The organism is Alkalilimnicola ehrlichii, from assembly GCF_003399765.1.
Taxonomy (GTDB): Bacteria; Pseudomonadota; Gammaproteobacteria; order Nitrococcales; family AK92; genus AK92.
The window spans coordinates 190,524-214,981 of record NZ_NFZV01000002.1 but is presented as its reverse complement, the minus strand read 5'-3'; the positions used below and the strand labels follow the sequence as shown (position 1 = coordinate 214,981).

General features: G+C 60.4%; 18 protein-coding genes and 1 pseudogene. 10 read left to right on the top strand and 9 right to left on the bottom strand.

Annotated elements, in window-relative coordinates; all coding sequences use genetic code 11:
* Nucleotides 1-5 precede the first annotated feature (5 nt).
* Nucleotides 6-3,122 (bottom strand): efflux RND transporter permease subunit, encoded by a 3,117-nt coding sequence (locus tag CAI21_RS03365; protein ID WP_116300991.1) that lies wholly within the window; start codon nt 3,120-3,122, stop codon nt 6-8.
* A 94-nt stretch (nt 3,123-3,216) separates the two neighbouring features.
* Nucleotides 3,217-4,320 (bottom strand): efflux RND transporter periplasmic adaptor subunit, encoded by a 1,104-nt coding sequence (locus CAI21_RS03360; RefSeq protein ID WP_116300990.1) that lies wholly within the window; start codon nt 4,318-4,320, stop codon nt 3,217-3,219.
* A gap of 419 nt (nt 4,321-4,739) precedes the next feature.
* On the opposite strand from CAI21_RS03360, the gene CAI21_RS03350 reads away from it, so the two are divergent.
* Together CAI21_RS03350 and CAI21_RS03345 are read left to right on the top strand one after the other, a co-directional pair.
* The gene (locus tag CAI21_RS03350) at nt 4,740-5,030 is read left to right on the top strand and encodes a tellurite resistance TerB family protein (protein WP_181919242.1); all 291 of its coding nucleotides are present in this window, start codon (nt 4,740-4,742) and stop codon (nt 5,028-5,030) included.
* A gap of 133 nt (nt 5,031-5,163) precedes the next feature.
* Nucleotides 5,164-6,492: a DUF3422 family protein gene (locus tag CAI21_RS03345; RefSeq protein WP_258867965.1), complete on the top strand. Its 1,329-nt coding sequence runs from the start codon at nt 5,164-5,166 to the stop codon at nt 6,490-6,492.
* Nucleotides 6,493-6,571: 79 nt separating this feature from the next.
* Here CAI21_RS03345 and CAI21_RS03340 read toward each other — a convergent pair whose 3' ends face one another.
* Nucleotides 6,572-8,302 carry an AMP-binding protein gene (locus CAI21_RS03340; RefSeq protein ID WP_116300986.1) on the bottom strand — a complete coding sequence of 577 codons (1,731 nt, stop codon included), beginning with the start codon at nt 8,300-8,302 and terminating at the stop codon, nt 6,572-6,574.
* 469 nt (nt 8,303-8,771) lie between these two features.
* Here CAI21_RS03340 and CAI21_RS03335 point away from each other — a divergent pair, with 469 nt between their 5' ends.
* From CAI21_RS03335 to CAI21_RS03320, 4 genes and pseudogenes are all read left to right on the top strand, one after another.
* Nucleotides 8,772-9,986: an ABC transporter substrate-binding protein gene (locus CAI21_RS03335; protein WP_181919241.1), complete on the top strand. Its 1,215-nt coding sequence runs from the start codon at nt 8,772-8,774 to the stop codon at nt 9,984-9,986.
* A 223-nt stretch (nt 9,987-10,209) separates the two neighbouring features.
* Nucleotides 10,210-10,428: an entericidin A/B family lipoprotein gene (locus CAI21_RS03330; protein WP_116301042.1), complete on the top strand. Its 219-nt coding sequence runs from the start codon at nt 10,210-10,212 to the stop codon at nt 10,426-10,428.
* 161 nt (nt 10,429-10,589) lie between these two features.
* The gene (locus CAI21_RS03325; protein ID WP_116300984.1) at nt 10,590-11,072 is read left to right on the top strand and encodes a hypothetical protein; all 483 of its coding nucleotides are present in this window, start codon (nt 10,590-10,592) and stop codon (nt 11,070-11,072) included.
* Nucleotides 11,073-11,200: 128 nt separating this feature from the next.
* A pseudogene (locus CAI21_RS03320) lies at nt 11,201-11,982 on the top strand (phosphoadenylyl-sulfate reductase).
* Here CAI21_RS03320 and CAI21_RS03315 read toward each other — a convergent pair.
* Genes CAI21_RS03315 through CAI21_RS03305 form a run of 3 tightly spaced genes read right to left on the bottom strand, consistent with a single transcriptional unit; the run spans nt 11,979 to nt 15,759 of the window.
* On the bottom strand, nt 11,979-12,389 hold the full coding sequence (locus tag CAI21_RS03315) for an ATP-binding protein (RefSeq protein ID WP_116300983.1): 411 nt from the start codon (nt 12,387-12,389) through the stop codon (nt 11,979-11,981). The pseudogene CAI21_RS03320 and the gene CAI21_RS03315 sit on opposite strands and share 4 nt — an antisense overlap.
* Nucleotides 12,353-14,629: an AAA family ATPase gene (locus CAI21_RS03310; RefSeq protein ID WP_116300982.1), complete on the bottom strand. Its 2,277-nt coding sequence runs from the start codon at nt 14,627-14,629 to the stop codon at nt 12,353-12,355. The genes CAI21_RS03315 and CAI21_RS03310 overlap by 37 nt, the downstream gene beginning before the upstream one ends.
* 2 nt (nt 14,630-14,631) lie before the next feature.
* The gene (locus CAI21_RS03305) at nt 14,632-15,759 is read right to left on the bottom strand and encodes a metallophosphoesterase family protein (RefSeq protein WP_116300981.1); all 1,128 of its coding nucleotides are present in this window, start codon (nt 15,757-15,759) and stop codon (nt 14,632-14,634) included.
* A gap of 177 nt (nt 15,760-15,936) precedes the next feature.
* Between CAI21_RS03305 and CAI21_RS03300 the strand changes: the two genes are divergently transcribed.
* From CAI21_RS03300 to CAI21_RS03285, 4 genes are all read left to right on the top strand, one after another.
* Nucleotides 15,937-16,353: a hypothetical protein gene (locus CAI21_RS03300; RefSeq protein ID WP_116300980.1), complete on the top strand. Its 417-nt coding sequence runs from the start codon at nt 15,937-15,939 to the stop codon at nt 16,351-16,353.
* A 229-nt stretch (nt 16,354-16,582) separates the two neighbouring features.
* Nucleotides 16,583-17,740: an efflux RND transporter periplasmic adaptor subunit gene (locus CAI21_RS03295; RefSeq protein WP_116300979.1), complete on the top strand. Its 1,158-nt coding sequence runs from the start codon at nt 16,583-16,585 to the stop codon at nt 17,738-17,740.
* A gap of 2 nt (nt 17,741-17,742) precedes the next feature.
* Nucleotides 17,743-19,683, top strand: a complete 1,941-nt coding sequence (locus CAI21_RS03290) for a MacB family efflux pump subunit (RefSeq protein ID WP_116300978.1) — start codon at nt 17,743-17,745, stop codon at nt 19,681-19,683.
* A 3-nt stretch (nt 19,684-19,686) separates the two neighbouring features.
* A complete protein-coding gene (locus tag CAI21_RS03285) occupies nt 19,687-21,048 on the top strand; it encodes an efflux transporter outer membrane subunit (protein WP_116300977.1) in 1,362 nt (453 codons plus the stop codon).
* 6 nt (nt 21,049-21,054) lie between these two features.
* On the opposite strand, the gene CAI21_RS03280 is transcribed toward CAI21_RS03285, so the two are convergent.
* The 3 genes from CAI21_RS03280 to CAI21_RS03270 all read right to left on the bottom strand — a co-directional run bounded on the left by CAI21_RS03280 (nt 21,055) and on the right by CAI21_RS03270 (nt 24,458).
* On the bottom strand, nt 21,055-21,999 hold the full coding sequence (locus CAI21_RS03280; protein ID WP_116300976.1) for a tetratricopeptide repeat protein: 945 nt from the start codon (nt 21,997-21,999) through the stop codon (nt 21,055-21,057).
* Between the two features lie 58 nt (nt 22,000-22,057).
* Complete coding sequence (locus tag CAI21_RS03275) at nt 22,058-22,927, bottom strand: MaoC family dehydratase (protein WP_116300975.1); 870 nt, start codon at nt 22,925-22,927, stop codon at nt 22,058-22,060.
* A gap of 181 nt (nt 22,928-23,108) precedes the next feature.
* Nucleotides 23,109-24,458 carry a 3-oxoacyl-ACP reductase gene (locus CAI21_RS03270; RefSeq protein ID WP_116300974.1) on the bottom strand — a complete coding sequence of 450 codons (1,350 nt, stop codon included), beginning with the start codon at nt 24,456-24,458 and terminating at the stop codon, nt 23,109-23,111.

Sequence of the window (24,458 nt, the reverse complement as noted above, 5' to 3'; positions counted from 1 at the left end):
AAGGTTTAGCTATTAGCGCTAGCTGCCGGGCGATCGGGCCGCTCTTGTGCTAACTTTTCCAAGTCTTGGGCGACTGCGCCGGCGGGGCGGGTAAAGCGCGCCAGCAGATCGTACAGAACCGGAGTCAGATACAGCGTTAGCACCGAGGCGAAGCTTAAGCCGCCGATGATGACCACACCGATCGCGGCCCGGCTTTCGGCACCGGCGCCGGTAGCCATAATCAGGGGCAGGGCGCCGAAGACGGTAGAAATAGCCGTCATCAGTACCGGGCGCAGGCGCAACACAGCACCTTCGACGATAGCCTCGCGCACGCTCATTCCCGTATCGCGCAATTGATTAGCGAATTCGACAATCAAAATTCCGTTCTTCGCCATTAGCCCGATCAATAGAATCATCCCGATCTGACTGTAAATATTCAGCGAGATACCCGTTAGCCATAACGATGCCAGGGCGCCGGTGATGGCGAGCGGTACCGAGGTCATGATCACGAACGGGTGAATAAAGCTCTCGAACTGCGCGGCCAATACCAGATAGACAATCAGCAAGGCCAGACCGAAGGTGACGAGAATGGCGCCGCCCGCCCGTTGGAACTCGTCGGAGAGCCCCGAGTAGCTGATGCGCGCTTCCGGCGGCAGCTCCTCGGCCGCAATCTGGTTCATATAAGCCAAGGCGGTACCTAAGTCGTAACCGGGAGCCAACGAGGCCGAGATGGTAACGGCCGGCATTCGGTCGATACGGTTCAGGCTTGGCGGGGCGCCGCGCTCGTCTAACGTCAGTAAGCCGCTGAGCGGCACCAAGGCGCCGGTGGTTTCGCTACGGACGAAAATGTTGCCCAAATCCTGCGGCGACGCGCGCTCGGCGCGTTCCGCCTGCAGCATGACATCGTACTCGCGGCCCCGGTCGAGGTACGTGGTGACCGGGCGGGAGGCGAGCATGGTTTGCAATACACGGCTAATCTCGCTGATCGGTACGCCAAGGTCGGCGGCGCGTTGGCGATCGATCTGAAGCCCAAGTTGGGGGCGCGTTTCCTCATAGTCGGTGTTGAGGTTGAGTAGCCGTGGATTCTCGGAGGCGCGGTCGACGATACGCTCGCTCCAATCGCGTAGCGTTTCGTAGTCCGGGCCGCCGATGACAAACTGCACCGGCGAACTGAAACCGCTTTGCCCCAGGCCCGGAGGGTTAATTGCGAAGGCACGCAGGCCGGGGATTGCCATCAGCTGCGGCATCACTTCGGCGACGACCTCTTGCTGACTGCGGCTCCGCTCTGACCAGGGCGCCAGGCCGACAATGGTAAAGGCACTATCGGTATTACCCTGGGTTCCGAGCACGGTCAGCATGCGCTCAACCTCGCCGCTTTCGAGCAACGGCATAATGATCTCCTCAATCTCGCGGAGGCTGGCATCCGTTGCTTCCAAGGTGCTGCCTTTGGGTGCTGAGCTCGGAATCATGAAAACGCCGCGGTCTTCGGTCGGGGTGAGTTCTTGCGGCAGTATTTGCATGAGCTGGTAAGCGCTAAGGCTTAGCAGTACAGCCACGGAGATCACCACCACCGGCATTGCCAACGCCTTGCGCAGTGTCCAGCGATAGCCGCTGGCCAAAAGCTCCAGTGCACGTTCGCCGAATTGTTGGGCGGCATTTTGCTGGCCGGAGTTGTGTAACCACTTAGAGCACAGCATAGGCGTGAGGGTTAGCGCGACAATGCTTGAGAAGATGACCGCAGCGGCCAGAGCAAGGCCGAACTCGGTAAACAGACGGCCGACGTTGCCTTCCATAAAAGCCAGAGGCACGAACACGGCGACCAACGTGGCCGTCGTCGCGATCACCGCGAAAGCTACCTGCCGCGTCCCGCGATAGGCAGCCAGCAGCGGCGGTTCGCCTTCGTCGATGCGTCGCTGTACGTTCTCCAATACAACAATAGCGTCGTCTACGACCAGCCCGATGGCGAGTAAGAGCGCGAGCAGGGTCAGTACGTTTACGGAGAACCCAAGCGGCGCCATAAGAATAAAGGCACCCGTAATGGCTACCGGAATGGTTACCGCAGGAATAAACGTCGCCCGCAAATTGCGTAAAAACAGGAAAATAACAGCGACAACCAAGCCGATTGCGATTAACAGGGTCTGAATGACTTCGCGAATCGAGGCACGAATGAACTGCGATTCGTCGTAGTTGACCCGCATATGGATGCCGTCGGGTAAGGTGGGCTCGATGAGCGCGACTTCGGCGCGTACCAAATCGGCTACCGTAATGGTATTGGCCTGCGACTGCCGAATGATACCGACGCCGATAGCCGTCACGCCGTTGGCGCGGAGGGAGGTGGTGTCGTCCTCAATGCCTGTTTCGACGCGGGCGATATCGCCGATCCGGATCGGAGCGCCGTCGCGATAGGTAATGACCAGCCGTTCGAACTCCTCGGGCGTATTCAGGCGGCTGTCGGTTCTGACCGAGAGGTCGCGCATCTGCGATTCAACGCGGCCGGCGGGTAATTCGACGTTATTACGTCGCAGCGCGTTCTCGACGTCGGCCACCACGATGCCGTGTGCGGCCATCGATTGGCGATTAAGCCAGACCCGCATGGCGTAGCGGCGTTGGCCGCCGATACGAACCTGCGCGACGCCGTCGAGTACCGCCAGCCGATCGATCAAATGGCGCTCAGCGTAATCGCTGACCTCTACCGCGCTGTAACGGTCGCTGGTGAGCGTGATCCACATCATCGGCCGAGCGTCGGCATCGGCTTTTGCAACGATGGGCGTGTCGGCGTCTTCCGGTAGCTGATTGAGTACCCGGCTAACCGCATCGCGGACGTCGTTTGCCGCGGCATCGACATCGGCGCTCAGGTGAAACTGGATCGTCGTCTGGCTACGACCTTCCCGGCTTTGCGACGTGATATCGCGAATACCGTCGACCCCGCTAATGCCGCGCTCGATGATCTCGGTGATTTCGTTATTGACGACTTCGGGCGCCGCGCCCTGATACGTGGTACTGATCGATACGATCGGCGGATCGATATTGGGATATTCGCGGACGGGCAGTTGTCGTAACGACGCCACCCCGAGAATTACGATCAACAGGGAAATTACGGTAGCGAAAACCGGACGTTTTACGGAGATATCGGACAGGATCAAACCGAGCGCCTCACTTCCACTGGGGCAAGGGAATGTTTAAGGCATGTCGACATCGGTACTCGCGGCCGATAATAAATGCCGACATGCGCTAGCCTTAATGCGCGGCGATTTCCGTATCGGCGTTGGTAACGTTCCGAACGCTGACACGCGGTCGCTCGCCGCGGAGCCGATGCATGCCGGCAACAACCACCTGGCTCTCGGCGCTGACGCCTTCGATTAGCTCAAGCATACCGTTGCGGCGGATACCGGTGGTGACGGGAACGCGGCGAGCATGCCCGGTACCTTCTTCGACAACGAAGACATACCGCTGCCGACCTTCTACGACTAAAGCCTCTTCCGGTACCAGGACCGCATTCTTCCGCTCCTCCAATACCAGCTCGACATTCAAGAACATGCCGGGCCGCAGCAAGCCTTCCTCGTTGGCAACTTCCGCCTGTATACGGATGCTTCGTGTCGCAGGGTCGATCCGGCTGTCGATTCGGTTGACTTGGCCTTCGAAGGGGCGGCCAGGGAAGGCGCTGCTGTGAGCAAATACGCTGCTGCCGCTAGCGACACGGGAGAGGAAGCGTTCCGGGACTTGAAAGTCCAAGCGGATGGTAGAAATATCGTCGAGCGTGGTTAGCCGGGTTTGCGAGTCCACCAGGGCCCCGGGGCTGATCTCCCGAATCCCGACCACGCCGCCGAAGGGTGCGACCACTTGTAAATCGCGTAAACGGGCGCGGGCAATATCGACCCGAGCCTGGGCAACGGCTACCGCCGTACGGCGGCTTTCCAGCTCGGCTTCGGAGATATTGCGCCCGCTGCCTAAGGATTGGGCACGACGATGCTGCGCTTGTGCATCTTCTAATTCGGCTTCGGCCTGGCGGAGCTCGGCCAATTCTTGTGCGTTGTCGAGTTCGAGCAGCAAGGTGCCCGCGTCGACCCGCTGGCCTTCGCGGAAGTTAATGTTCGATACCCGACCGCTGGCACGTGGTACCAGGTCGACAGCCTCATACGCGCGGGCGGTGGCGACGACCTCGATAGTATCCAATACCGTTGCCGTTTCGGCCATGAATACGTCGACCGGCGTGCCCGGCATTTGCGAAGGGCCGCTGCGTTGTTCCGCTTCCGCAGAGCTGCCGTTACCCAACGCCAGCCAAGCTAACAGGCCCAGGATGAGCACAGCGGCTGAAACCGCGAGCTGCAAGTGCATGCGCATATCAGTGAATTCCCGTGCTTCCTGCTCAAGTAGAAGATGTGAGCGAAAGCGATAACATACCGCGTATCGCTTCGTCAGAGAAATGCTAGAGACGCATCATTACCAAATCTTTACATTAAGTTCCGGTCAGTGGTCACAGGTTATTATGTACGCTGGCGAGTTCCACCTTACGCCATGGGGGCAAGGCAGAATTGCCCAGCGTTTTCCTAGCCGCCATTATGGTGCTATCCGTGAGAGGCAACGCGCATGCTAGAGAGTATTAAACGCTTTTTCCAGGAGCATATAAGCAGCGATGGGCAAATGGTGCAGCAAGCGAGCTTGGAGGCGCGCCTGCGCTTGGCTACCGCCGCCTTATTAGTGGAGGTTTCCCGGGTTGACCTCAAGGAACAGGACGTCGAAAAAAAGCCATCAAGCAGGCTTTGCTCGATAAATTCGGCCTGAGCGTCGAGGAGGCCCAAGAGCTGCAAGCGCTGGCGGAGCAGGAAGCCGAGCAAGCGGTTTCCGATTACGATTTCGTCAGCCTCATCAATAGCCACTTTGAACAAGCGCAAAAGGTCCGCATTATCGAAAAGCTATGGCGCGTTGCGTACGCTGACCGCAATCTAGATAAACACCAGGAGCACTACGTGCGCCGTATCGCGGAGTTGCTGCACGTCGATCACAAAGATTACATTGCCACTAAATTGCGGGTGCAAGCGGAACTCGGCTAAGAAAAAGGTTTTTTGATTCTATAGAAGACACTATGCGATTCCCTTAGCCCTCGGTACGTTGCGGCGGAGCATGTCGTGAGAGGGGGCTTTTCAGCACTTTCTAAATAAAGATAACCCAGGGAAATCTAAGCTTGTGAATAATCTTGTGTCTGAAGTTGTCCACCGAGGAGGGCGGACGACGACCGGTTTGACCGATCATCCGTTGCGGGACACTGTGTGTCGGGAAGTGCACGCTCGGCCGTTCGAAACATTAACCGCGCCGGCGCGCGTTAGTCATATAGCGCTGGTGGCAGGGCCGGAAGCGGCGGCCGAAGAACACGCCTGTTTGACGGACTTATGTCGCCGTTTCGGCGTCGCTGTGCCGGCGCCGGGCGCTGTTTATCTTAGCGCCGAGTTCGGCCCGTTTCGTCTGCGTTGGGAGCGCCACAGCGAATTCTCTACCTATACCTTCTTCCGTAGCGGCGCTGCCGGCAAGCCCTTTCTCGACCCCGCGCTAGACCAAGTGCCCTGCGAGTGGCTGGCCCGGTTGCCCGGCAAGGTACTGGCGGCAATTCATTTAGCGGTGGAGTCCAAGGACGTGCCCGTGCGCGATGTGAGAGATGTCGTTGCCTTATTCGGCACCGATAACATTGCCGGTAGCCAGGTCGGGCGCGGTGCCGCCGTCGTGTGGACCGATTTTCGCGTTCACGAAGACGGCTTCGGGCGAATCCTGGTACAAGACAGCCACCTTGGGACGCGCCAGGCCGGCCGGTTAGTGCAGCGCTTGTTGGAGATTGAAACCTATCGCTTAATGGCGCTGCTGGCATTTCCCTTGGCACGCGAAACCGGACCGGAAATCGTCCGTCTCGATAAGGCGTTACAGACGCTTACCGAGCGGATGACGGCGAATGCGCAGTTGGAAGACGAGCAAGCAATGCTGCGAGAGTTGTCGCGCCTGGCAGCCGAAGTGGAGCGGATCAATTCCCGTAACAGTTATCGTCTCGGCGCTGCACGCGCTTACTATCAGCTCGTTCAGCGCCGTATCGAGAGTTTAAAGGAACAGCGCATTCAAGATCTGCAAACCATCGGGCAGTTTATGGAACGGCGCTTAGCGCCGGCGATGGCGACCTGCGAATCAATCGGCGGCCGACAGGATGCGTTAGCGCGGCGGGTCGCGCGGGCCGGCAATTTGCTACGGACCCGGGTTGACGTGGCCCTGGAAGCGCAAAATCGGGATTTGCTGGAATCGATGAACGGGCGGGCGCAAATGCAGCTGCGTCTGCAAGAGACGGTGGAAGGCTTGTCCGTCGTTGTCCTCAGCTATTACGCGATGGGTTTACTAAGCTACGGAGCCAAAGCAGCGCACTCCGCCGGTTGGCCTATTCGGGTCGATCTAACCTTAGGGCTAGCGGTACCGATCGTGGTTGGCTCGGTATGGCTGGGAGTTCGCTGGTTACGGCGTCGGCTCTTGGGGCGACACTGATGCGCTGCCGAGCGAGCAGCGATGCAAACAACGAAGCCCGGTTTCCCGGGCTTCGTTCGGATTGTTACGGGTGGGCGTATTAACCGGCTTTATTCTGCTCGGCTTCCTTCCGCAGCTCTTTGCGCAAGATCTTGCCCACCGGCGTTTTCGGCAGCTCGTCCTTAAAGACGACTTCCTTCGGCACCTTATAGGCGGTGAGGTGTTGCCGTGCGAACTCGATCACCTCCTCGGCCGTTAAATTAGGATTGCTACTGGTGACATAGGCCCGCACGGTTTCGCTGCCGCTGTCGTTCGGTACCCCGATGACGGCTACCTCGACCACATCTTGGTGCTTCGACAGAGCGTCTTCCACCTCGTTCGGGAAGACATTGAAGCCGCTGACGTCGATCATATCTTTCTTTCGATCGACGATACGGAAGTAACCCCGCTCGTCCATGACCGCAACGTCGCCGGTGCGGAACCAGCCGCCGCGCAGTGCGCTGGCGTTTTCGTCCGGTTTATTGGCATAACCGCGCATGACTTGCGGACCGCGCGCGATCAGCTCGCCGGATTCGCCTTGCGGTACCGGGTTGTCGTTTTCGTCGACGATGCGCACATCGGTGCCCGGCACCGGAACGCCGATAGTGCCGGTGCGAGCTTCGCCTTTCGGCGGGTTGCAGGCCAGCACCGGGCTGGTTTCCGACAGCCCATAGCCTTCGAAAATTTCCGAGCCGACGACCTTCTTCCATTCCTCGGCAACGGCCGAGTGCAGAGCGGTGCCGCCGGAGATGGTAATGTCCAGATTGGCCGGCGGATTGTTGCGGAACCAATCTTCGCCGAGCAAGCCCTTGAACAGGATGTTTACACCGGAGAACTTAGTGATGTCGAACTTCTCGAAGCAAGGCTTGAGGTTCGTTACCGGCCGCGGCGACGGCGACAACACGTTATGAGCGCCCCAGCGATAGAAGAACAGCATGTTAAAGGTGAAGGCGAAGATATGGTACAGCGGTAGCGCGGTGAGTACCGTTTCTTTACCCGGGCGTGTACGGTCGTCGTTGATATAATCGATTTGAGCAATGTTTGCCAACAGATTGCCGTGTGTCAGTTCTGCGCCTTTGGCAACGCCCGTCGTGCCGCCGGTGTATTGGAGAGCGGCTAGGCTATCGTGGTTGCCGTTATCGCTCACTTTGCCTTTGCCGGCATTCAGGTGCTTCTTACCGATGGCAAGCGCGTCCGCCAGGTCGGTGGCCGGCTTCTCGCACTTGGGAATCTGTTTCTTCAACTTGAGAACCGTCTTGATCAGCGTGCGCTTAACGGTGGGGAAGAAGTTGGCCACGCTGACCGTCACGATGTTGCGAACCTCGGTGCCTTGCAATGCATCGTTCAGCTTGTCGGCAAACATATCGATAATCACCAGCGTCTTAGCGCCGGAATCGACGAGCTGTTTGTTCATCTCGCTGGCGGTGTAGAGCGGATTAACGTTAACCACCACCCCGTTCGCTTTGAGAATGCCGAAGGCCGTAATGGGGTAGGAGAGACAGTTCGGCATTTGGATAGCAACCCGCTCGCCGTCTTGTAGGCCTAACTCGGCGCGCAGGTACGCCATGAACTGATCGGAAAGTTCGTCGACTTCGCGGAAACTCAACCCGGCGTGGAGACCGTTGTCGAGGCAAATCGAAAAAGCGGGATTATCCGCATATTCCTGACTGACCTGGCGGATCAGCTCAGGCAGATTCTTGTACGGGAGCAGCTTGAACTCGGCGTCTACCCCGTATTCCTTCGTCCATGGTTTACTGTCGTAAACGCTTGCGGCGTCCTGGCTTTCAGTCATGCGTTGGCCCTCTTGTCTTATCTTATATTTTTCTACTCAGTAGTATCGAAAGCGTTAGTAGCTGTCTAACAACGACCGACAGTTGTTGGACAGTGCGGATAGCCGTAGCGGCTCCCCGGCCGGCGCTATCTTCACAGCAACGCCCCCCAGGCTCAAGTGTTTGGATGCTTTTGTTTGGTTTTTTCTTATATTCAAGCTGTGCGGCGAGCCTTACCGAGGCGGCGACTGGCTGTCGGGCTCTATGAAGACGGCAAGGTTTAACGGTATAACAGTACTTTGGATGAGGTGTTGAACCGCATCCATGCGGGAATCTAGCCTTGCCTTTGTTGTGCTTTACGGAGATTGCCGAGCGCGTCTATCGATACATGAGCTGGGTATGTTGTGTGTATCTTCAATACTGCTGCGCCGGGCGAGACTAAAACAGCTAAGAGAAAATTCCTGCGCGTTAGGCGTTAAGGGGAGGAGAATAATGACAAAACTGCGTGCGATCCTGGTGTTCATCTATTGTAGTGTCTTCGCTGCTTTGCCCGTACAAGCCGGGCTTTCCGATAACGAAGTGCGTATCGCCGTGATGACGGACATGCACGGCGTGTACTCCGACCTGGCCGGACAAGGTTCGGTTGTCGCAGCGCAAATGGCTATAGAAGACCACGGCGGGCGGGTAATGCGCCGCCCCGTGCGGCTACTTACGGTAGACCACCGGCACGATCCGGAGTATGCCGTTACCGAGGCTGAGCGACTGATCAAAGAAGAAGGGGTGGATGCGATTGTCGATCTGATGGGGTCGGAAGTGGCCACCGCGGTTCAGCAATTGGCCGCCGAGCACGGTATCGTCACGTTAGTCAGCGGCGCCGTCACGCCCCTTATAACGCAAGACTTTTGCTCGCCGACCGGCGTGCATTGGGCGGGCGATTCGTTCGGTTTCTCGACGGCTGTCAGCACCATGCTTGTGCAGCGTTTCGGCAAAGGGGTAACCGTGTTTTACGTCACCGTCGATTACCCGCAGGCCGTCGAGATGGAGCGGGCTACCGCTTCCGTTACTCGTCGCCTCGGCGGCGAGGTGATCGGTTCCGTTCGCCACCCTTTCCGAGGTGCGGACTTCTCCCGTCAGCTGCTGGAAGCCCAGGCTTCGGGGGCCGATGGCATTGCTTTGCTCAATGCGGGCGAGGATATGTACTTAAGCATCCGTCAAGCTTACGAGCTTGGCATTACGCATGAAGGGCAGGTGTTGTTGCCGGGGCTGATGTTTATTACCGATGTTCGGGCGCTAGGTTTATATGTCACCCGTGGCTTGATGCTGGCCAGCACCTTCTATTGGGATCAGGACGACGACAGTAGAGCGTGGGCGGACCGTTTCATGCGTCGTCACGGTACGCGCCCCACGGCGGTACACGCGGCCGCTTACTCGGCGGTGGCTCATTACCTCAAAGCGGTCGAAGCGGCCGGTACGGATGACGGACCGCGCGTCATCGAGGCGATCCGCGAACTACCGGTAACGGACTTCTACGGTCGCGGCGGTCGGGTGCGGGAAGACGGACGTTTATTGCTGGATATGAACATGCTTGAGGTGAAAAGACCGTCGGAGTCGCGCGAAGCTTGGGATTATTACCACGTGTTAGGAACAATACCCGGCGAGAAGGCGTTCCTGCCGTTGGAGCTAAGCCGCTGCCCGCACGTTAACTAAAGCCTATCGGCAAGCGCTGCCGCGGCGTCACGAGTCACGGAGTATCTTTACGATGCTTCGTGGTTTTTGTTTTTCGGTTCGGGAAAGAGGCTGGTGCGGTAGAGCGGGTGCCGCACAGCTCCGCCGCATTCGGCACGCCCGCGGCGGTTGCAAGCTTGTTGAACTATCGCTTCTTCAGCCCCAGGTAAGCGGGAACTGCAAGTTCGCTAAGCTGGAGGCTGATATGAGGATTGCTAAGATCGGCGGATTCGCCGTGCCTGCTTTGCTCGCGGCAGGGTTTCTGCTCATGGCCGGCTGCGAGACGACGGCCGGCGTCGGCCGCGACATCGAAAGCGCCGGCGAGGGGATCGAAGAAAGCGCCGAGCGTCATGGCGCAGAAGAAGATCGGGCCGAAGTCGAAAGGCAAGACAACATCGGCGAAGAGGATAATATCTTCGATTAACGGCTTTCCTCCCTGCATCGATGCCCGCTTCGGCGGGCTTTTTGGTTTGTCTCCCGCTAAAGAACGATAAACCTCTTTTGTACCCCTTCACCTCTAGGCAAGCATTGTTACCGGGCTCGCCAAGGCATACTATGAGCCGGTTTTAGCTCTCGGAGTCGATTATGGCCAGCTATAAAGCCAAGCAAATTGCCCGGATTAAGGATGCCGTGCTTGCCGCACGTACCGCGTTACGGGAGAGCGGCGACTTCGATCCGCTGCGCTTTGCGAAGGTGTACGTAGCCCACGAGGGCGTACAGCTGCCGGGGCGAGTCGACGATGACGCCGAACGGGAGCGCGTTGGCCAGGCTTTACTGCGGGCCTTGCGGCTGCAATCCGGCGGCGGGCAGGATCCGGATGTTGCCCGCGAGCTGCACCGCATCGAGCAGGAGGTCGATTGGTTGCGCTACGCCTGCCAGGACGATGTCGTCGCTTTCCGTGCCCAGCTTGGGCCGCAGGCCGAGAAAGAGCCCGCTTGCCAGGCCTTGGTTAAGGAAGGTAACGGCTTGGGGCCGGGGCTATACGGTAAGTACGACGTGATCGTATTGCGGCCCGAGTGCAGCGACTGCCGTTTTGTGCCTGTGCATCAGCATGAGCTTGAGTGGTAGACCCTGGCTATATAGCCTTTCGTGATAAATATATTGGTATTTATTCCTTTTTAATTGGGATATCGCGCCTTAAGCTGGTCTACGAATCTCCTAAAAAGGAAAACGATTCCGATAACGGAGGGCGTATCATGGCACAGGCTACAGCAAAATTGGGCGTGCACTGGCAAGGCGATATCGACGTTGCGGCGGAAACCAAGCGGCTTGACGCCATGCCGGCCGAAGCGCGGGTGGCCTGGGCTTTGGCGCAGTTCCCCGGCCGGATTGTCTTATCCTCAAGTTTCGGCGCTCAAGCCGCCGTCAACCTGCACATGGTCACTCGCCAACAGCCGGATATCCCGGTGGTGTTGGTGGATACCGGGTATTTGTTTCCGGAAACGTATCGCTTTATCGACGAGTTGACCGAGCGCCTGCGGTTGAACCTTCAAGTCTACCGGGCCGAACTCAGCCCGGCTTGGCAGGAAGCGCGCTATGGCAAGCTTTGGGAGCAGGGTCTGGACGGCATCGAGCGTTACAACCAGATTAATAAGGTCGAGCCGATGCAGCGGGCTCTAAAAGCGCTGGAAGCAGATGCTTGGATTGCCGGTTTGCGTCGTCAACAAGCCGAGAGTCGCGCTACCCGCGATGTCTTGGAGTACCGCAACGGCCGTTACAAGTTGCACCCGATCATCGACTGGACGGATCGCGACGTTTATCGCTACCTCAAGCAGTACGACCTGCCTTACCACCCCTTATGGCACGAGGGCTACGTATCCATCGGCGACGTGCACACGACCAGTCGATTTGCCGACGGCATGCGAGAAGAAGATACGCGTTTTTCGGCCTCAAACGCGAGTGCGGGCTGCACGAGAGCTCTAAGAAAACACCGTCCCCTTGTTTATCCTTCGGCGGGCGACGCCCAGTGTGTTGCTAGACAACCGCTTCCGCTGCGCGGACTTCGCGACAGTCCGCCAGGCGGAAGATCGGCGCGCCGAGGGTGAGGTAATCCCGCTCGCGGCAGGTCAGCAGTAGAATCTGATAGCGCTGGGCGGCTTTGCGAAGAATAAGCTGCATGTTGCCGAAACGGCCGTCGTCGGCGTACACCAAAGCATCGTCGAGAACCAAGACGACCGGCTGGCCCTGTTCGTGCAGTAGGTCGGCAAAAGCAAGGCGGGTGATAATGGCCAGTTGTTCCCGCGTGCCGATGCTCAGCTCCTCAAATGGTTCCTCCACGCCCTGGCGGCGGATCCCGCATAATTGCAGCTCGCTGTCGAGAATGGGTTCGACATCCGGCATGAGGAATTTCAAATACGGTTCGACACGCTGGATAACCGGCGCCAAAAACGTATCCGCGGCTTGTTGAGCGCACGTTTCCAGCACATCGCGGAGAACCCGTAAGGATTCCGCTTCGCGTTGCAGGTGCTCGGCGTGGATACGAGCTTGTTGTAGCTGCGCGTGTAGCTCCTCCCGGCGCTCGCCCAGGCCGGTTTGGCCGAGACTTTGTAGCTCGATTTGGAGCTCCCGAATCCGCGCCTGCTGCCGTTCTTGTCGTTGTTGGGTCTGGTCAACGCATCTTGCGCTTGGGCTAACGTCAGTTCGATGCGTTCCGGGTCGGCCGCTGTCAGCTCCGTTTTCGCGTGTTCCCAGGCCTGTTCGCTTGTCGTGCGGTTTTCCTCGGCATGTTTCATGGCTCGGAATAAATCCTCATCGCCGTGCTCGCGACGGGCGTCGTCCAGCGTTGTTTGTAGGCTTTGCCGAGTCGTCTCGTTATGGCGGTAGGCCGCGGCGGTATCGTGGGCTAACTCCTTCGCGCGCTCCAGCGCAGTTTGCGCGTGCTCGCGGGCGGCACGCGCCTCCTGTTCCGCCTGTTTTGCTTTCTCCACGGCGCTTTGTGCCTCGGCCAAGTCGGGGCAATCGGTAGGCGCATGCTTATCCAGACGGTCGAGCTCGGCGCGTTGTTCGGCGAGTGCAGCGTTTAGCTGATCTATGTCTTGGCCTGCATGCGCTAGCGCAAGTTGCTGCTGCTTTTCCGCTTCCCGCAGCAGCTCGTGTTTGCGTGCCAGTAGGCGTTCCGCTTCGCTGCGATCGGCAACCCCCAGTGCGGCCAATGTGTCGGCAAGCTCGCGCTGGCGTTGTTTATAGCGCTCGCTCGAACGCGCCAAGTCGGTTCCGCCGGGCGTGATCCGAAGGCTGCCGAGTTCGCCCAGATCAAGCGTGGTGGGCTCGGTCACGATAAACCGGCTATCGCCGGCGACGGATTCATCGTCTCGCTTGACGGCGCAGGTTAAGGCTAGGGCGACTTCCGGTGCACCGGCTTGTAGTTGCGCGGCAGTCTCGAAGAGCTGTTGTTCCAAGCGCTGCAAGGCTTTGACGTCGTCGTCGCTTACCCGTAGGGCGGCGGCCGCATTCTTGGCATCCGCCGCCGTTTTGGCGGCCTCGGCGGCCTTTTGCTGTCTGGCAGCGAGGTCCGCTACGGTTTGTCGCAGCTGCGTGCGGCGGCGCCCGTCTTCGGCTTGCCGGAGGCGTTGGCGGGCCTCCTCCAGGCGTTGCGAGGCTTCTACATACGCTGTTTGCTTCTCGTCGCAAGCGGCTTGCTGCTTGGCCAGCCGCGTTTGGGCATCCTCTGCATCCTGCGCTAAGGTGCGGCTGCGGCGTTGGGTGTCGTCCAGCGAGAGCGCGAGAGTCTCCCGTTGTTTCCATTGCGTCTGCGCCGCGTCGTGTTGCGCGGCGGCGACTCGGTGCTCTAACTCGGCTTGTTGGACGCGGCGTTGTATGCCGCGCAGGTGTTCCGCTTCGGCGGCCGCCGCATTAAGTTGGCGTTGTAGCGTCTCAAGCAAACCTTCTCGGCGATCGCGCTGGCGGCTTTCCTCAAGCCGTTGTAGCTCCTCGATGCGTTGCTCGTAGTCGCCGAGTTGGCGTTCGATCGCGCTTAGTTCCGCTTCGAGTTCGGCTACCGCTTCTTGGGCTTGCCGGTAGGTGCCGCGGGGTTTGCCGGTGGCGGTGAAGAAGTCCGCATAGGCCTGCCGGACGGACTCTAGTAACTGATGCCCTTGTTGCCCGCCGAGTACGTTGCCCACTTCGCCTTCCAGCGTCCGTTGCAGGGTGCTGAGGCTGCGGGGGTTGTGGCTTACTGGGCGAAAGGCGGTGCCTTGCTCGACCCAGAGCAGCCCGAGTACGCCGTGATGGCGCGGGTCGCTTGGACCGCGGCCGGGCGGGTCGAAGTCGAGCAGGTCTTTCAGCGCATCCTCAGCCGCCGGACCGGAGAAATGCCCCTTAGGGCCGATGAGTTCCGCCGCCGGGGTTTGACAGAAAGCCTTGCTCAGCCGGTACTCGCCGTCGTTAAGGCCGAAGGTGAGCTCGACCTCGGGGCGAAGCTGCGCGCCGTAAGGTTGAAAGCTGGCCGCGGCAGCGCCGCCTAGGGTGTGACGGTCGAACAACGCCGCCCGCAGCGCGCGTAAAATGGTCGATTTGCCTTCTTCGTTATCCCCGGCGATGACGTTTAGCCCGTCGCTTAGGCCGTCGATGCTCACCGGTTGTTGTAAGCGGCGAAAATTACGAATGCCGATACGTTTGATGTACATGGCTAGCCTCTGGTGTCGAGGTATTCGCTGTAGAGCCGTTGCAGGGCCCCGTCGGCGTAGCGATGATCGGGGTGGTGGCTGTCCTGCTGGATCGCCCGCAAGCGCTGGATGGCCTCGCCGAGGAAACCGCTGGTGTCGATTTGGGCGAGATCGGCGGCCGTCGGTTCCGGGCGCAGCTCGCTGTCGTCTACCCGTAAGTAGTGAAAGCGCGGCGCCCATTCGCTCAGCAAGCTGTCGAGCCGATAGCGCGCGGTTAAGCTGAGCATGCCCTGTAAGCGTAGGCTAACAACCCGCTGCGCGAAGGGTTCGCCGAGGCGTGCCAGGTGAGGTTCGAGCGCGTCGAGATCGGCATCGCCTTGCAAGCTGAAACGGATTTGATGCCAGCGATAATGACCGGTCGTTAAGCGCGTCACCTGCGGCGGCCGGCCAGGCGCTTCGAGCTCGACGAGGAGGGCGTTGCCGGCGTCGTTATCGTGGAAACGATCCGGCTCCGGCGTGCCGGAATACCAGGTGCGCTCGGCGATCTCCAACGTGCCGTGCCAATCGCCTAGCGCGAGATACTCCAACTTGGCGCGTTCCGCGCGGCGGTCGGAAATAGGGTTGTAGGCTTCGGCAGCGGCCGGTAGACGATTTTCCACCGAGCCGTGGGCAAGTCCCACCCGAATAGCGCCTTCCGGGGTAGCGAGCGAATCGAACGCTTCGGTCAGATCGCGCACCTCGTGGCGCCGGGTCAGCGGTGCGGGCAGCACCGCTAATCGCCCTGCCGCCAATAGTAATGGCTCGGGGGTGAGTGCCAGGTGAATGTTGGCGGGGAGTTTGCGCCGTTGCAGGCGTTGCCATACGCCTTCGCTACGAGCGGCATCGTGATTGCCCGGCAACAATACCCAGGGGCCGTCGAAATGACGCATCGCTGCCACGGCTCGGCCAAGCGTGTCGTCGCTGACCGTGTCGGTCTCGAACACATCGCCGGCGACTAAGACCGCATCGACCCGGTTCTCGGTCGCCAGCTGCCCCAACCGTTCGACTGTCTGTAGGCGTTGCCGGCGCAGGAGTACGCTGGCTTCTTCGGAGAAGTCTCCGAATGCTTTACCGAGTTGCCAATCGGCCGTGTGTAGAATGCGTACGCTCATGGTATATGAAGTTCTCAGAAAACAATCGGCGGCGAATTCGCAGTATGCTGGGCCGGCGCCTTCGCCGTATAGGCTATCCGAAGGCGTACTGGCGGCAGTGTAGATGAACCGACACCGCGGGCAAAATCCCGCCCGCCGAGAGCGATGATAACAACGATAACGTGCGGAGCGAGAACTATGGACGAGCAGGCGGATGCCGGGCGCTTTTTGCGCCCGTTGCTATTGGCGTTGTTCTTCGGAATATTTTGGGGGAGCTGGGGGTATATCGCTAACATGGCCGCCGGCCACCTAAGCGCGCTGCGGGCAGCGGGTACGCAGTTCGGGTTGAGTGTTGTGGTCACGTTGATTTTCGCCACCGCGGTGGAGCAGTTATACCTGCGTAGCGAAACCGTTCCGCGCAAGCTCGTCTTTGCTTTACTGCTGCCGATCGGTGTGCTGTTTATGCTCGTCAGCAGTATTCACTATTTCCAGGGAACGCCGAATGTGCTGCTGACCGTGGTGCCGTCGGTATCGGTTGCCGCGGCGATTTGCCTTGGGCGTATTCTGCTCGGTATTTATCGGGGCGAGGGAGCCGTCGAGGACTCCGGGCCCTGAGCTTTACGATGCACGGCTATCGGGCTGCATCCCCCCTGACAAAACTTTACCTTTTCCCAGGGTCTCCTGACGCGTTCGTGAAGCAGCACGCGTTATGATCATGCCTCGGCGCAAGTCTTGAACTTGTGCCGACGATAGCAGTCATGTTGGTCGGGTGCTCGGCTGTTTCGCTGTCCAGGAGAGGCGCTAAGCGCCGGTTTTTTCCCCATTGTTTGGAAAGCGCACGTATATGAAGCAAACGAAGTCGCGGCGTTGGGCTTGGTTTTTGGGCCTGGTTATCTTTCTGGCCCTCGCCGTATCGGCATGGACGCGCTGGGCGGGCGGCGAGGCAGCGGTGGATTATCGAACCGTGGAAGTCGTCATGGGTAACGTGGAGCGTACCGTGACTGCCGTCGGCGCGTTACAGCCGAAGGATTATGTGGACGTGGGGACGCAAGTTTCCGGGCAGTTATTGCGTGTGCATGTCGAGGTCGGCGACCGCGTTGAGCAAGGGCAACTGCTGGCCGAGATCGACCCCACCGTGTATGCCATCCGAGTGCGCGCCGGGGAGGCGAATCTGGAGCGCCTACGGGCGCAGTTGGCGCAGCAGGAAGCCGAATTGCGGTTGGCGCGACAACGCCTGGCGCGTAACCGGCAGTTGCTCGAACAGCGCGCGACCAGCCGCGAGACGGTGGAAGAGAACGAGGCGTCGGTCCATGTCGGCGAGGCCCGGATAGCCGCTATCCGGGCGGAAATCGCGGCGGCCGAAGCGAATCTGGAAGGCGACCGGGCGAATCTTGCCTACACCCGTATTACCGCACCGATCGGCGGGACTGTAGTCGACGAGAGCGCGGTGGCCGGCCAGACGGTGAACGCCAGCCAATCGGCGCCGGAGATCGTTCGTTTGGCCAATCTCGACACGATGACGGTTTGGGCGCAAGTCGCCGAGGCGGACGTGACGCGACTGCGGCGCGATATGCCCGCCTACTTTACGACTTTGGGGATGCCCGAGCGCCGTTGGCGTTCCAGCGTTCGGCAGGTGCTGCCGACGCCGAAGGTCGAGAACGGCGTCGTGCTCTATAACGTGTTGATCGACGTCGATAACGAAGATCAATTGCTAATGACGGATATGACCGTGCAGGTCTTTTTCCTGCTCGACGAAGCGACCGATGTGCCGCTGGTGCCGGTTGCCGCACTGACGCCGGCGCGCGGCCCGGGAGGACGTTACGAAGTACGCGTGATGACGCCTAACGGCATTGAAACCCGGCAGATAGAGGTCGGCGTCCGGAGCCGTACCAGCGCCGAGGTACGTAGCGGCCTGGAAGTCGGCGATAAGGTCGTTCTGGGGGCGCCGGCGGCGGCAACTCGCAGCGCGGCGGGCGGTGCTGCGATGCGGGGGCGCTGGTAAGCATGACTGGCACGACTCCGCTGATCGAATTACGCGATGTCAGCAAGATTTACGCCGACGGCGATAGCGAAATCCGGGCTCTGGATGCGGTTTCCTTAACGGTCGAGCAAGGCGAGTTTGTGGCGATTATCGGCCAATCCGGCTCCGGTAAATCGACGCTTATGAACATCCTCGGGTGCCTGGATCGGCCCAGCCTCGGTGCCTATCGCGTGGATGGGCGCGACATTGCCGAACTCGCGCCCGATGAGCTGGCCGCCTTGCGCCGCGACACCTTCGGTTTCGTTTTCCAGCGTTATAACCTGTTGCCCAGCGCCACGGCGCTTGAGAATGTCGAGATTCCGGCGATCTACGCCGGCCGCTCGCGGCGCGAGCGGTTAGAGCGGGCGGCTTCCCTGTTAACCCGGCTAGGGCTGGGCGAGCGTGCGCAGCATCGCCCGAACCAACTCTCCGGCGGTCAGCAACAGCGTGTTTCCATCGCGCGGGCGTTGATGAACGGCGCGGAGGTCATTCTTGCCGACGAGCCGACCGGCGCCCTGGATAGTGCCAGCAGCGCGGAGGTGTTGGCGCTGCTCAAGCAGCTCCATGCCGAAGGCCACACCATTTTGCTGATCACTCACGACCCGACCGTCGCGGCCCATGCCGACCGGCAGATTCGGTTTAGCGACGGGCGGATCGTGGAGGATAGCGGCGCAAAAACGGGCAACGGTCGCCGGGCGGCCGCCGTTTGGGAGCGGCCGGCGCGGCATCCGGGCTTGCTGCCGGATTTAGGCGAAGCGGTAAAGATGGCGCTGCGCTCCCTACGAGCCAATCTCTTTCGCAGTGCCTTGACCTTGCTTGGCGTCATTATCGGCGTGGCGGCCGTCGTTACCATGCTGGCCATCGGCGACGGCAGTAAGCGGGAGGTTATGCAGCGCATCGAGTCGATGGGAACAAACCTGCTGTTGATCCGACCGGGGCGAGGGATGCGCGGAGGCGACTCCGGCGTTAACCTCACCACCGAGGATGCCGAGCTCATCGCCGAGCTGCCGAATGTTACGGCTGTGGCCCCTGAGCGCGGCACCAGCAGTACCTTACGTTTTGGCAACAGCGACCATCGCGCTATGATTCAGGGCGTTTGGCCCGGCTTTATGGAAACGCGCGATTGGCAACTGGCGTCGGGTACGTTTATTACCGAGGCCGATTTGGCCAGCTTCGCGCCGGTGATCGTGCTCGGCCAAACCGTCGCCGAGAATCTTTTCCCCAATGGCGAGGACCCGGTCGGCCGCTACGTGCTGGTACGCAATGTGCCGTTCGAGGTGGTGGGTGTGTTGGCTGAAAAAGGCGCCAACGCCTTCGGTCAGGACCAGGACGACGTGGCCGTGGTACCGCTCTCGACCGGTTTCGTGCGCTTGTTCGGCCAGCAACACCTGGATTCGATTACGGTCAAAGTGGCCGATGCGGCGGCGGTTCACCATACGGAAGCCACCATTCAAGAGCTGCTAGCCGGTCGTCATAGCGAGGATGCGTTTCGTATTCGCAATACCGCCTCGATTCTGGAAACCGCGGAAGCCGCGCACAACACTTTTACCCTGTTGTTAGGTTCGGTGGCGGCGATTTCGCTGCTAGTCGGTGGTATCGGCGTGATGAACATCATGTTGGTGAACGTTACCGAGCGGACGCGGGAAATCGGCGTTCGCATGGCTACCGGCGCTCGTGCCGGTAGCATTCTGTTGCAGTTCAATACCGAGGCACTGGTGGTGTGCGGTATCGGCGGCTTGATCGGCGTTGGCTTGGGGTTGGGGGCAGCCGCCGCGCTAGGGTTGGTTGGTATGCCGGTGCTGTTTTCCTTTTGGCCGCCGATTCTCGCGTTTTCCTTTGCATTCGCTACCGGCCTACTGTTTGGTTACCTACCGGCCCGTAAAGCCGCGCAGCTGGACCCGGTTGTTGCCTTGGCCTCGGAGTAAGCCGTGAAATTTTCCCTGAAACCGTTACTGATTGTGCTGTTGGCGTCGGTGCTGAGCGCTTGCGCCCTGACACCGGAGTACCAGCGGCCGGATGTGTCCGTACCGGAGGAGTGGGCGGGCCAGGCGCCTCGCTTGGAAGCGCAGGAGCGCGACTGGTGGCAGCGCTTTAACAGCGAGGAGCTGACGGAGCTTACCGAAGCGGCGCTGGCGAACAATAACGATCTCGCCGCTTCGCTGGCTCGTATCGACCAGGCCCGAGCCGGTGTGCGCTCGGCAGGCGCCACCTTATGGCCGCAGCTGGACGGCAGCGGGTCGGCGTCGCGCAATTACCGCGACGGTGCGAGCGGAAGCTCCGACCAATTCCAACTGCAAGCGGCTTACGAGTTGGACCTGTTCGGCCGCAACCGCGCTCGCCGCGAAGCGGCCGACGCGTCGTTGGCGGCGCGGCAATACGACCACCGTGCCTTAGCCCTTTCCCTGCAAGCCGAGGTCGCCTCCGGGTACGCGACGACCCTAGCGCTCCAGGAGCGACTTGCGTTGGCCGAGCGCAATCTGGCGACGACGCAGGCCGTACTGGAGTTGGTCGAGGCGCGCTATCGAGCGGGCTCGGGGAGCGCGCTGGAGGTATCGCAACAACGAGGCGTAGTGGCGAATCTGGAATCGCAGTTACCGGCTTTGCGCCAACAGCTGACAGCGAGCCGGCACAGCTTGGCGGTCTTGCTCGGTCGCCCGCCGCAAGGGTTTGCGGTGGTGGAAAGTGCATTATCCAGTCTGAATCTGCCGCAGGTTGCCGTTACTCAACCGGCCGAGTTGTTGGAGCGGCGCCCCGATATCCTGCGGGTCGAAGCCGAGTTGCGCGCTGCTAACGCCGATATCGGTGTGGCGCGAGCAGCTTTTTTCCCGTCGTTACGTGTGAGCGCTACCAGCGGTGTGGCGGGTGCGCTTACCGGCGGTTCGGAAACGATAGCTTCCCTAGCAGCGTCGTTAACGGCGCCGATTTTCCACGGTGGCAGTCTACGGGCCGGCGCCGAGCAAGCTCAGGCGCGGCAGGAGGAATTGGTTTACCGCTACGCGCAAGCGGTACTGACGAGCCTACAGGAAGTCGAAGACGCGTTAGCAGCGGTTGCCGCGAGCGCCGAGCGTGTCGAGGCGCTTGAGCGCGCCGCCGTCGAATCCCGCGAGGCCTTTCGCCTCGCCTCGGTCCGCTACGAAGCCGGCTCGGTCGACTTGCTGACCGTTATGGACGCGCAACGGAGTCTTATACAGACCGAAGACGGTCTGATCCAAGCGGAGCTTGCCCGTTACCACGCCGCGATTTCGTTGTTCCGTAGCATGGGCGGCGGGTGGGACGTCGGCAGCCTGTAGCCTTGTCTATTGCAAGTGCTCCTGCCAGGCCTCGCGAACCTGTTTGGCGCGTAACTGTTCCAAATAATCCTCGGCGTTTTTCGGCTCGATGCTGAGTGCGTGCTCTAGCTGCGCCTTCGCTTCGTCGGCGTGGCGGTCGCCGTAGAGGCGGAGCAGGGCCTCGGCGTATTCGACCCGTGCTTGAATCAGCTCGGGGTCGATGGCCAAGGTCCGTTCGAAGTACTCGCGGGCCGTATCGCGGCGAGCGCCGTAGGTCATGCGGGCAAGCATCCCCCCGACCCGGTCGATCACCTCGGTGTGATAGCCGCCCATAACGCCGAGCGCCGAGGGTATCTCGGCGTGTTGCTCCAGTGCGGCCTCGGCAAGCTCTTTAACTCTGCCCGGTACGCCTTCGCGCGCAGCGCGAGTGCTGGAGATGAGCTTTGAATACTGGCCGTACACCATAGCGGCGCCCGCCAGCTCCCAATACGTTGGCGGTACCTCGCTTGCCAGAATCTGTTGTTCGATCTGACGAATACCTGCCTCAAGCTTTTCAAGGCGCAGCGCTTCGTCCTCGATTAGATGCAAGGCGTGAGTCAGCCAGGCACGGTTGGCGAGAAAATAGCCGGCGCGGCCTTGGCTGATGCCGATCTCGTAAGCTTCCTGAAAATTACCGGCGTGAAACTGCCGCCAACCGTCTAACAGTTCGGCAGCCGCAGTGTGCGGCTCGTCCGGCGGCGATTCCGCCATGCTGAGGACATAGTCGGCGCTCGGCCGCGGCACGTGGTCGCGCGTATGCAGTGCTTCCCAATGCTCGAATAGTTCCTCCGCGCTGTAGTCGAATGACGGGTACTCGTCCGGCCAGGGCGTCCATTCGATGGTGAGAAAACCAGCCACGCTTGGTTGACTAACCAGTAAACCTACCGCTAGCAGTAAATGGTAATACCGGCTGCGTGTGCGCTTAAGCTGCATTCGTTCGGCCTCCTCGTCGTCGTTATCGGCGCTGCATGTACGCTGTAGCCCTATCCGCTTACACCTTGAGCGTTCCTGTCAGATGAAAAACCTCCCGCGCTGTGTCGGTGAGCGCGTAGTCGGTGTGTCGCCCGTAGCGGTTGGCATAAAGGCAAACTCGGCTGGGAAGGAAAACCGGTTTGCGGAACGTAACCGTAACCTCGGCCCGCTGTGGTGCCGTGGCGCCGCTCAGAGCGGCCACGCAGCGCGAGAATGTCCACATGCCGTGCGCGATGTGGCGCTGGAAGCCGAATAGCTTGGCTGTGAGCGGGTATAAATGAATGGGGTTGATATCCCCCGCCAGGCGGCCGTAACGACGGCCCAAATGGCTGGGCAGGCGCCAATCGTCAACTGCTTGATAGGAGGCGAGCTCAGGCGGTGTCCAGCCCGGGCCGTCGCTGTTGCGCGATTTGCCGCGGATCAGGTTGGTGCTGACGCTATGCCAAACCACGTCGTTCGAGACGTCTTTAATGCGCGTTTCCAGATCGAACTCGATGCCGTTACGGACTTCCCGCTGGCCGTTGACGCCGACCCAGATGCTGAGCGTTTCCTCCAGACCGATGGCCCGTTGTTGATGAACGCTGTTACGCACATGAACCGCGCCTAGCAGGCGATAAGGAAAACGATTATGGGTGAGGATGGCCAGATGCAAGGGCGCGGCCAGCACGTGCGGAAAGGCGAGCGGGAGCACGCTGCGGTCCTGGTAACCGCAAAGCTCCGCATAGCGACGGACTTGACCGTTATGCGGCCGAACGCCCGGCAAGTGGGCCTCCAAGGGCGGTATGATCGGTTCGGAACCGGCGTGGCGGCGTGCAAGCGCCGCTTTGATATAGCCGCTTGTCGGCGACGGCATCCGTTTGAAAATAAGACTGGCAACAGGTTCGTTCATGCCGAGTTACCTCTTGCAGCGAGAAGGCTCTGACGGTCTTCTTACAAGGGCGCTGAGCATCGTTCTCCAGCACCTCTCCTCCTTAAGGGCGGAAGCCTAGCGGCAATGCGCTGCTGCCGTACTCCGGCAAAATCGCACTGCCGCTTTTATCCGCGCCGTAGCCGGTTACAAGCCTTTGCGTTTAGGCGCCAACCAGCGATTGCCCGCACACCCGGACGGTATTGCCGTTGATGCCGCTCGCGCCTGGGGTGGCGAGAAAACAGATCAATTCGGCAACGTCTTCCGGCTGCCCGCCCTGAGAGAGCGAGGTCAGGCGGCGGGCGCCTTCGCGCATCACGAAGGGCATGCGAGCCGTCATCGACGTTTCGATAAAGCCGGGCGCCACGGCATTGATCGTGATACCGCGCGCGGCCAGTCGTGGCGCTTCGGCCTCAACGTAGCCGATGAGGGCGGCTTTGGTGAGCCCGTAGTTGGTTTGGCCGGCGTTGCCGGCAATCCCGGCTATGGAGGAGAGGCAGACGATTCGGCCTTGCGCGTTTAGGTTGTTGTCTTGTTGCAGCTGGGCGTCGATGCGCAAGATCGCCTCTAGATTAATGGCGATGGTTTGCTCCCACAGGTCTGCCTTCATATAGGCGAGCGTTCTGTCGCGAGTCACGCCCGCGTTATGCACCACGATATCGACGCCGCCGCGTTCGGCAACGAAGCGGCTGAGCTGTGCGGGCGCTTCGTCCGCGGTCACGTCGAGCGCTAGAGCGCTGCCGCCGATGTCTTTGGCGATGGCATCTAGTGTCTCCTGCGTAGGCGGGATGTCGACGCAGATGACATGAGCGCCTTCCGCAGCCAACCGGCGAACGGTCGCCGCGCCGATGCCGCCGGCCGCGCCGGTTACAATCGCGGTTTTATCGGCGAGCGTATGACTAAGCGGCAACGGCGAGGGCGCCTTGGCGGCGGCCGTCACGCGCACCGCTTGGCCGTCCACATACGTCGAGTGTTCGGAGAGGAAAAATCGTAGCGGCATAACGAGGCGATCTTCCGCGTCTTGTGCGACGTAGAGGAGATTCGCAGTGCTGCCGCGTTTGCCGATTTCCTTCGCGACCGAACGGGTAAAGCCTTCGATGCCGCGTCGGCAGGCCGCTTCGCCGCTGGTTTTGGCCGCTTCCGGTAGCCCCGTCAGTACGACGACCCGGCTGTTCTCCGCCAGCCGTAGCATGATGGGGTGAAAGGCCTCGTATAAGGCGCGTAAGTCGCTGGGTTGTTGCACGCCGGAGGCATCGAACACGATGCCGTCGAAACGATCTTCTTCGCCTGCCTGCGCCGGGTCGCCGATAACGGCGCCGGCTTGCGTTAACGCCGTCTTCGCTGCGGCGGCGAGAAAACCGTTGCCGGCAAACAGTAGGCGCTTCCCCTGTAGCGGCTTCTCTTGATAAGGGCCGGATGCACGCGCGAGCGCGAGCGGCGTCGGCGCGCCGATCATCTTTAAGCCGCGACGGGCAACGGTGTTGTTGCTGAGTTGGACGAGATAATCATTCAT

Coding starts and splice junctions, on each gene's coding strand:
- CAI21_RS03270 (WP_116300974.1), bottom strand. CDS start 24,458: ATGAATGATTATCTCGTCCAACTCAGCAACAACACCGTTGCCCGTCGC.
- CAI21_RS03340 (WP_116300986.1), bottom strand. CDS start 8,302: ATGACTGAAAGCCAGGACGCCGCAAGCGTTTACGACAGTAAACCATGG.
- CAI21_RS03325 (WP_116300984.1), top strand. CDS start 10,590: ATGGCCAGCTATAAAGCCAAGCAAATTGCCCGGATTAAGGATGCCGTG.
- CAI21_RS03275 (WP_116300975.1), bottom strand. CDS start 22,927: ATGAACGAACCTGTTGCCAGTCTTATTTTCAAACGGATGCCGTCGCCG.
- CAI21_RS03330 (WP_116301042.1), top strand. CDS start 10,210: ATGAGGATTGCTAAGATCGGCGGATTCGCCGTGCCTGCTTTGCTCGCG.
- CAI21_RS03280 (WP_116300976.1), bottom strand. CDS start 21,999: ATGCAGCTTAAGCGCACACGCAGCCGGTATTACCATTTACTGCTAGCG.
- CAI21_RS03360 (WP_116300990.1), bottom strand. CDS start 4,320: ATGCGCATGCACTTGCAGCTCGCGGTTTCAGCCGCTGTGCTCATCCTG.
- CAI21_RS03335 (WP_181919241.1), top strand. CDS start 8,772: ATGACAAAACTGCGTGCGATCCTGGTGTTCATCTATTGTAGTGTCTTC.
- CAI21_RS03295 (WP_116300979.1), top strand. CDS start 16,583: ATGAAGCAAACGAAGTCGCGGCGTTGGGCTTGGTTTTTGGGCCTGGTT.
- CAI21_RS03305 (WP_116300981.1), bottom strand. CDS start 15,759: ATGAGCGTACGCATTCTACACACGGCCGATTGGCAACTCGGTAAAGCA.
- CAI21_RS03300 (WP_116300980.1), top strand. CDS start 15,937: ATGGACGAGCAGGCGGATGCCGGGCGCTTTTTGCGCCCGTTGCTATTG.
- CAI21_RS03290 (WP_116300978.1), top strand. CDS start 17,743: ATGACTGGCACGACTCCGCTGATCGAATTACGCGATGTCAGCAAGATT.
- CAI21_RS03310 (WP_116300982.1), bottom strand. CDS start 14,629: ATGTACATCAAACGTATCGGCATTCGTAATTTTCGCCGCTTACAACAA.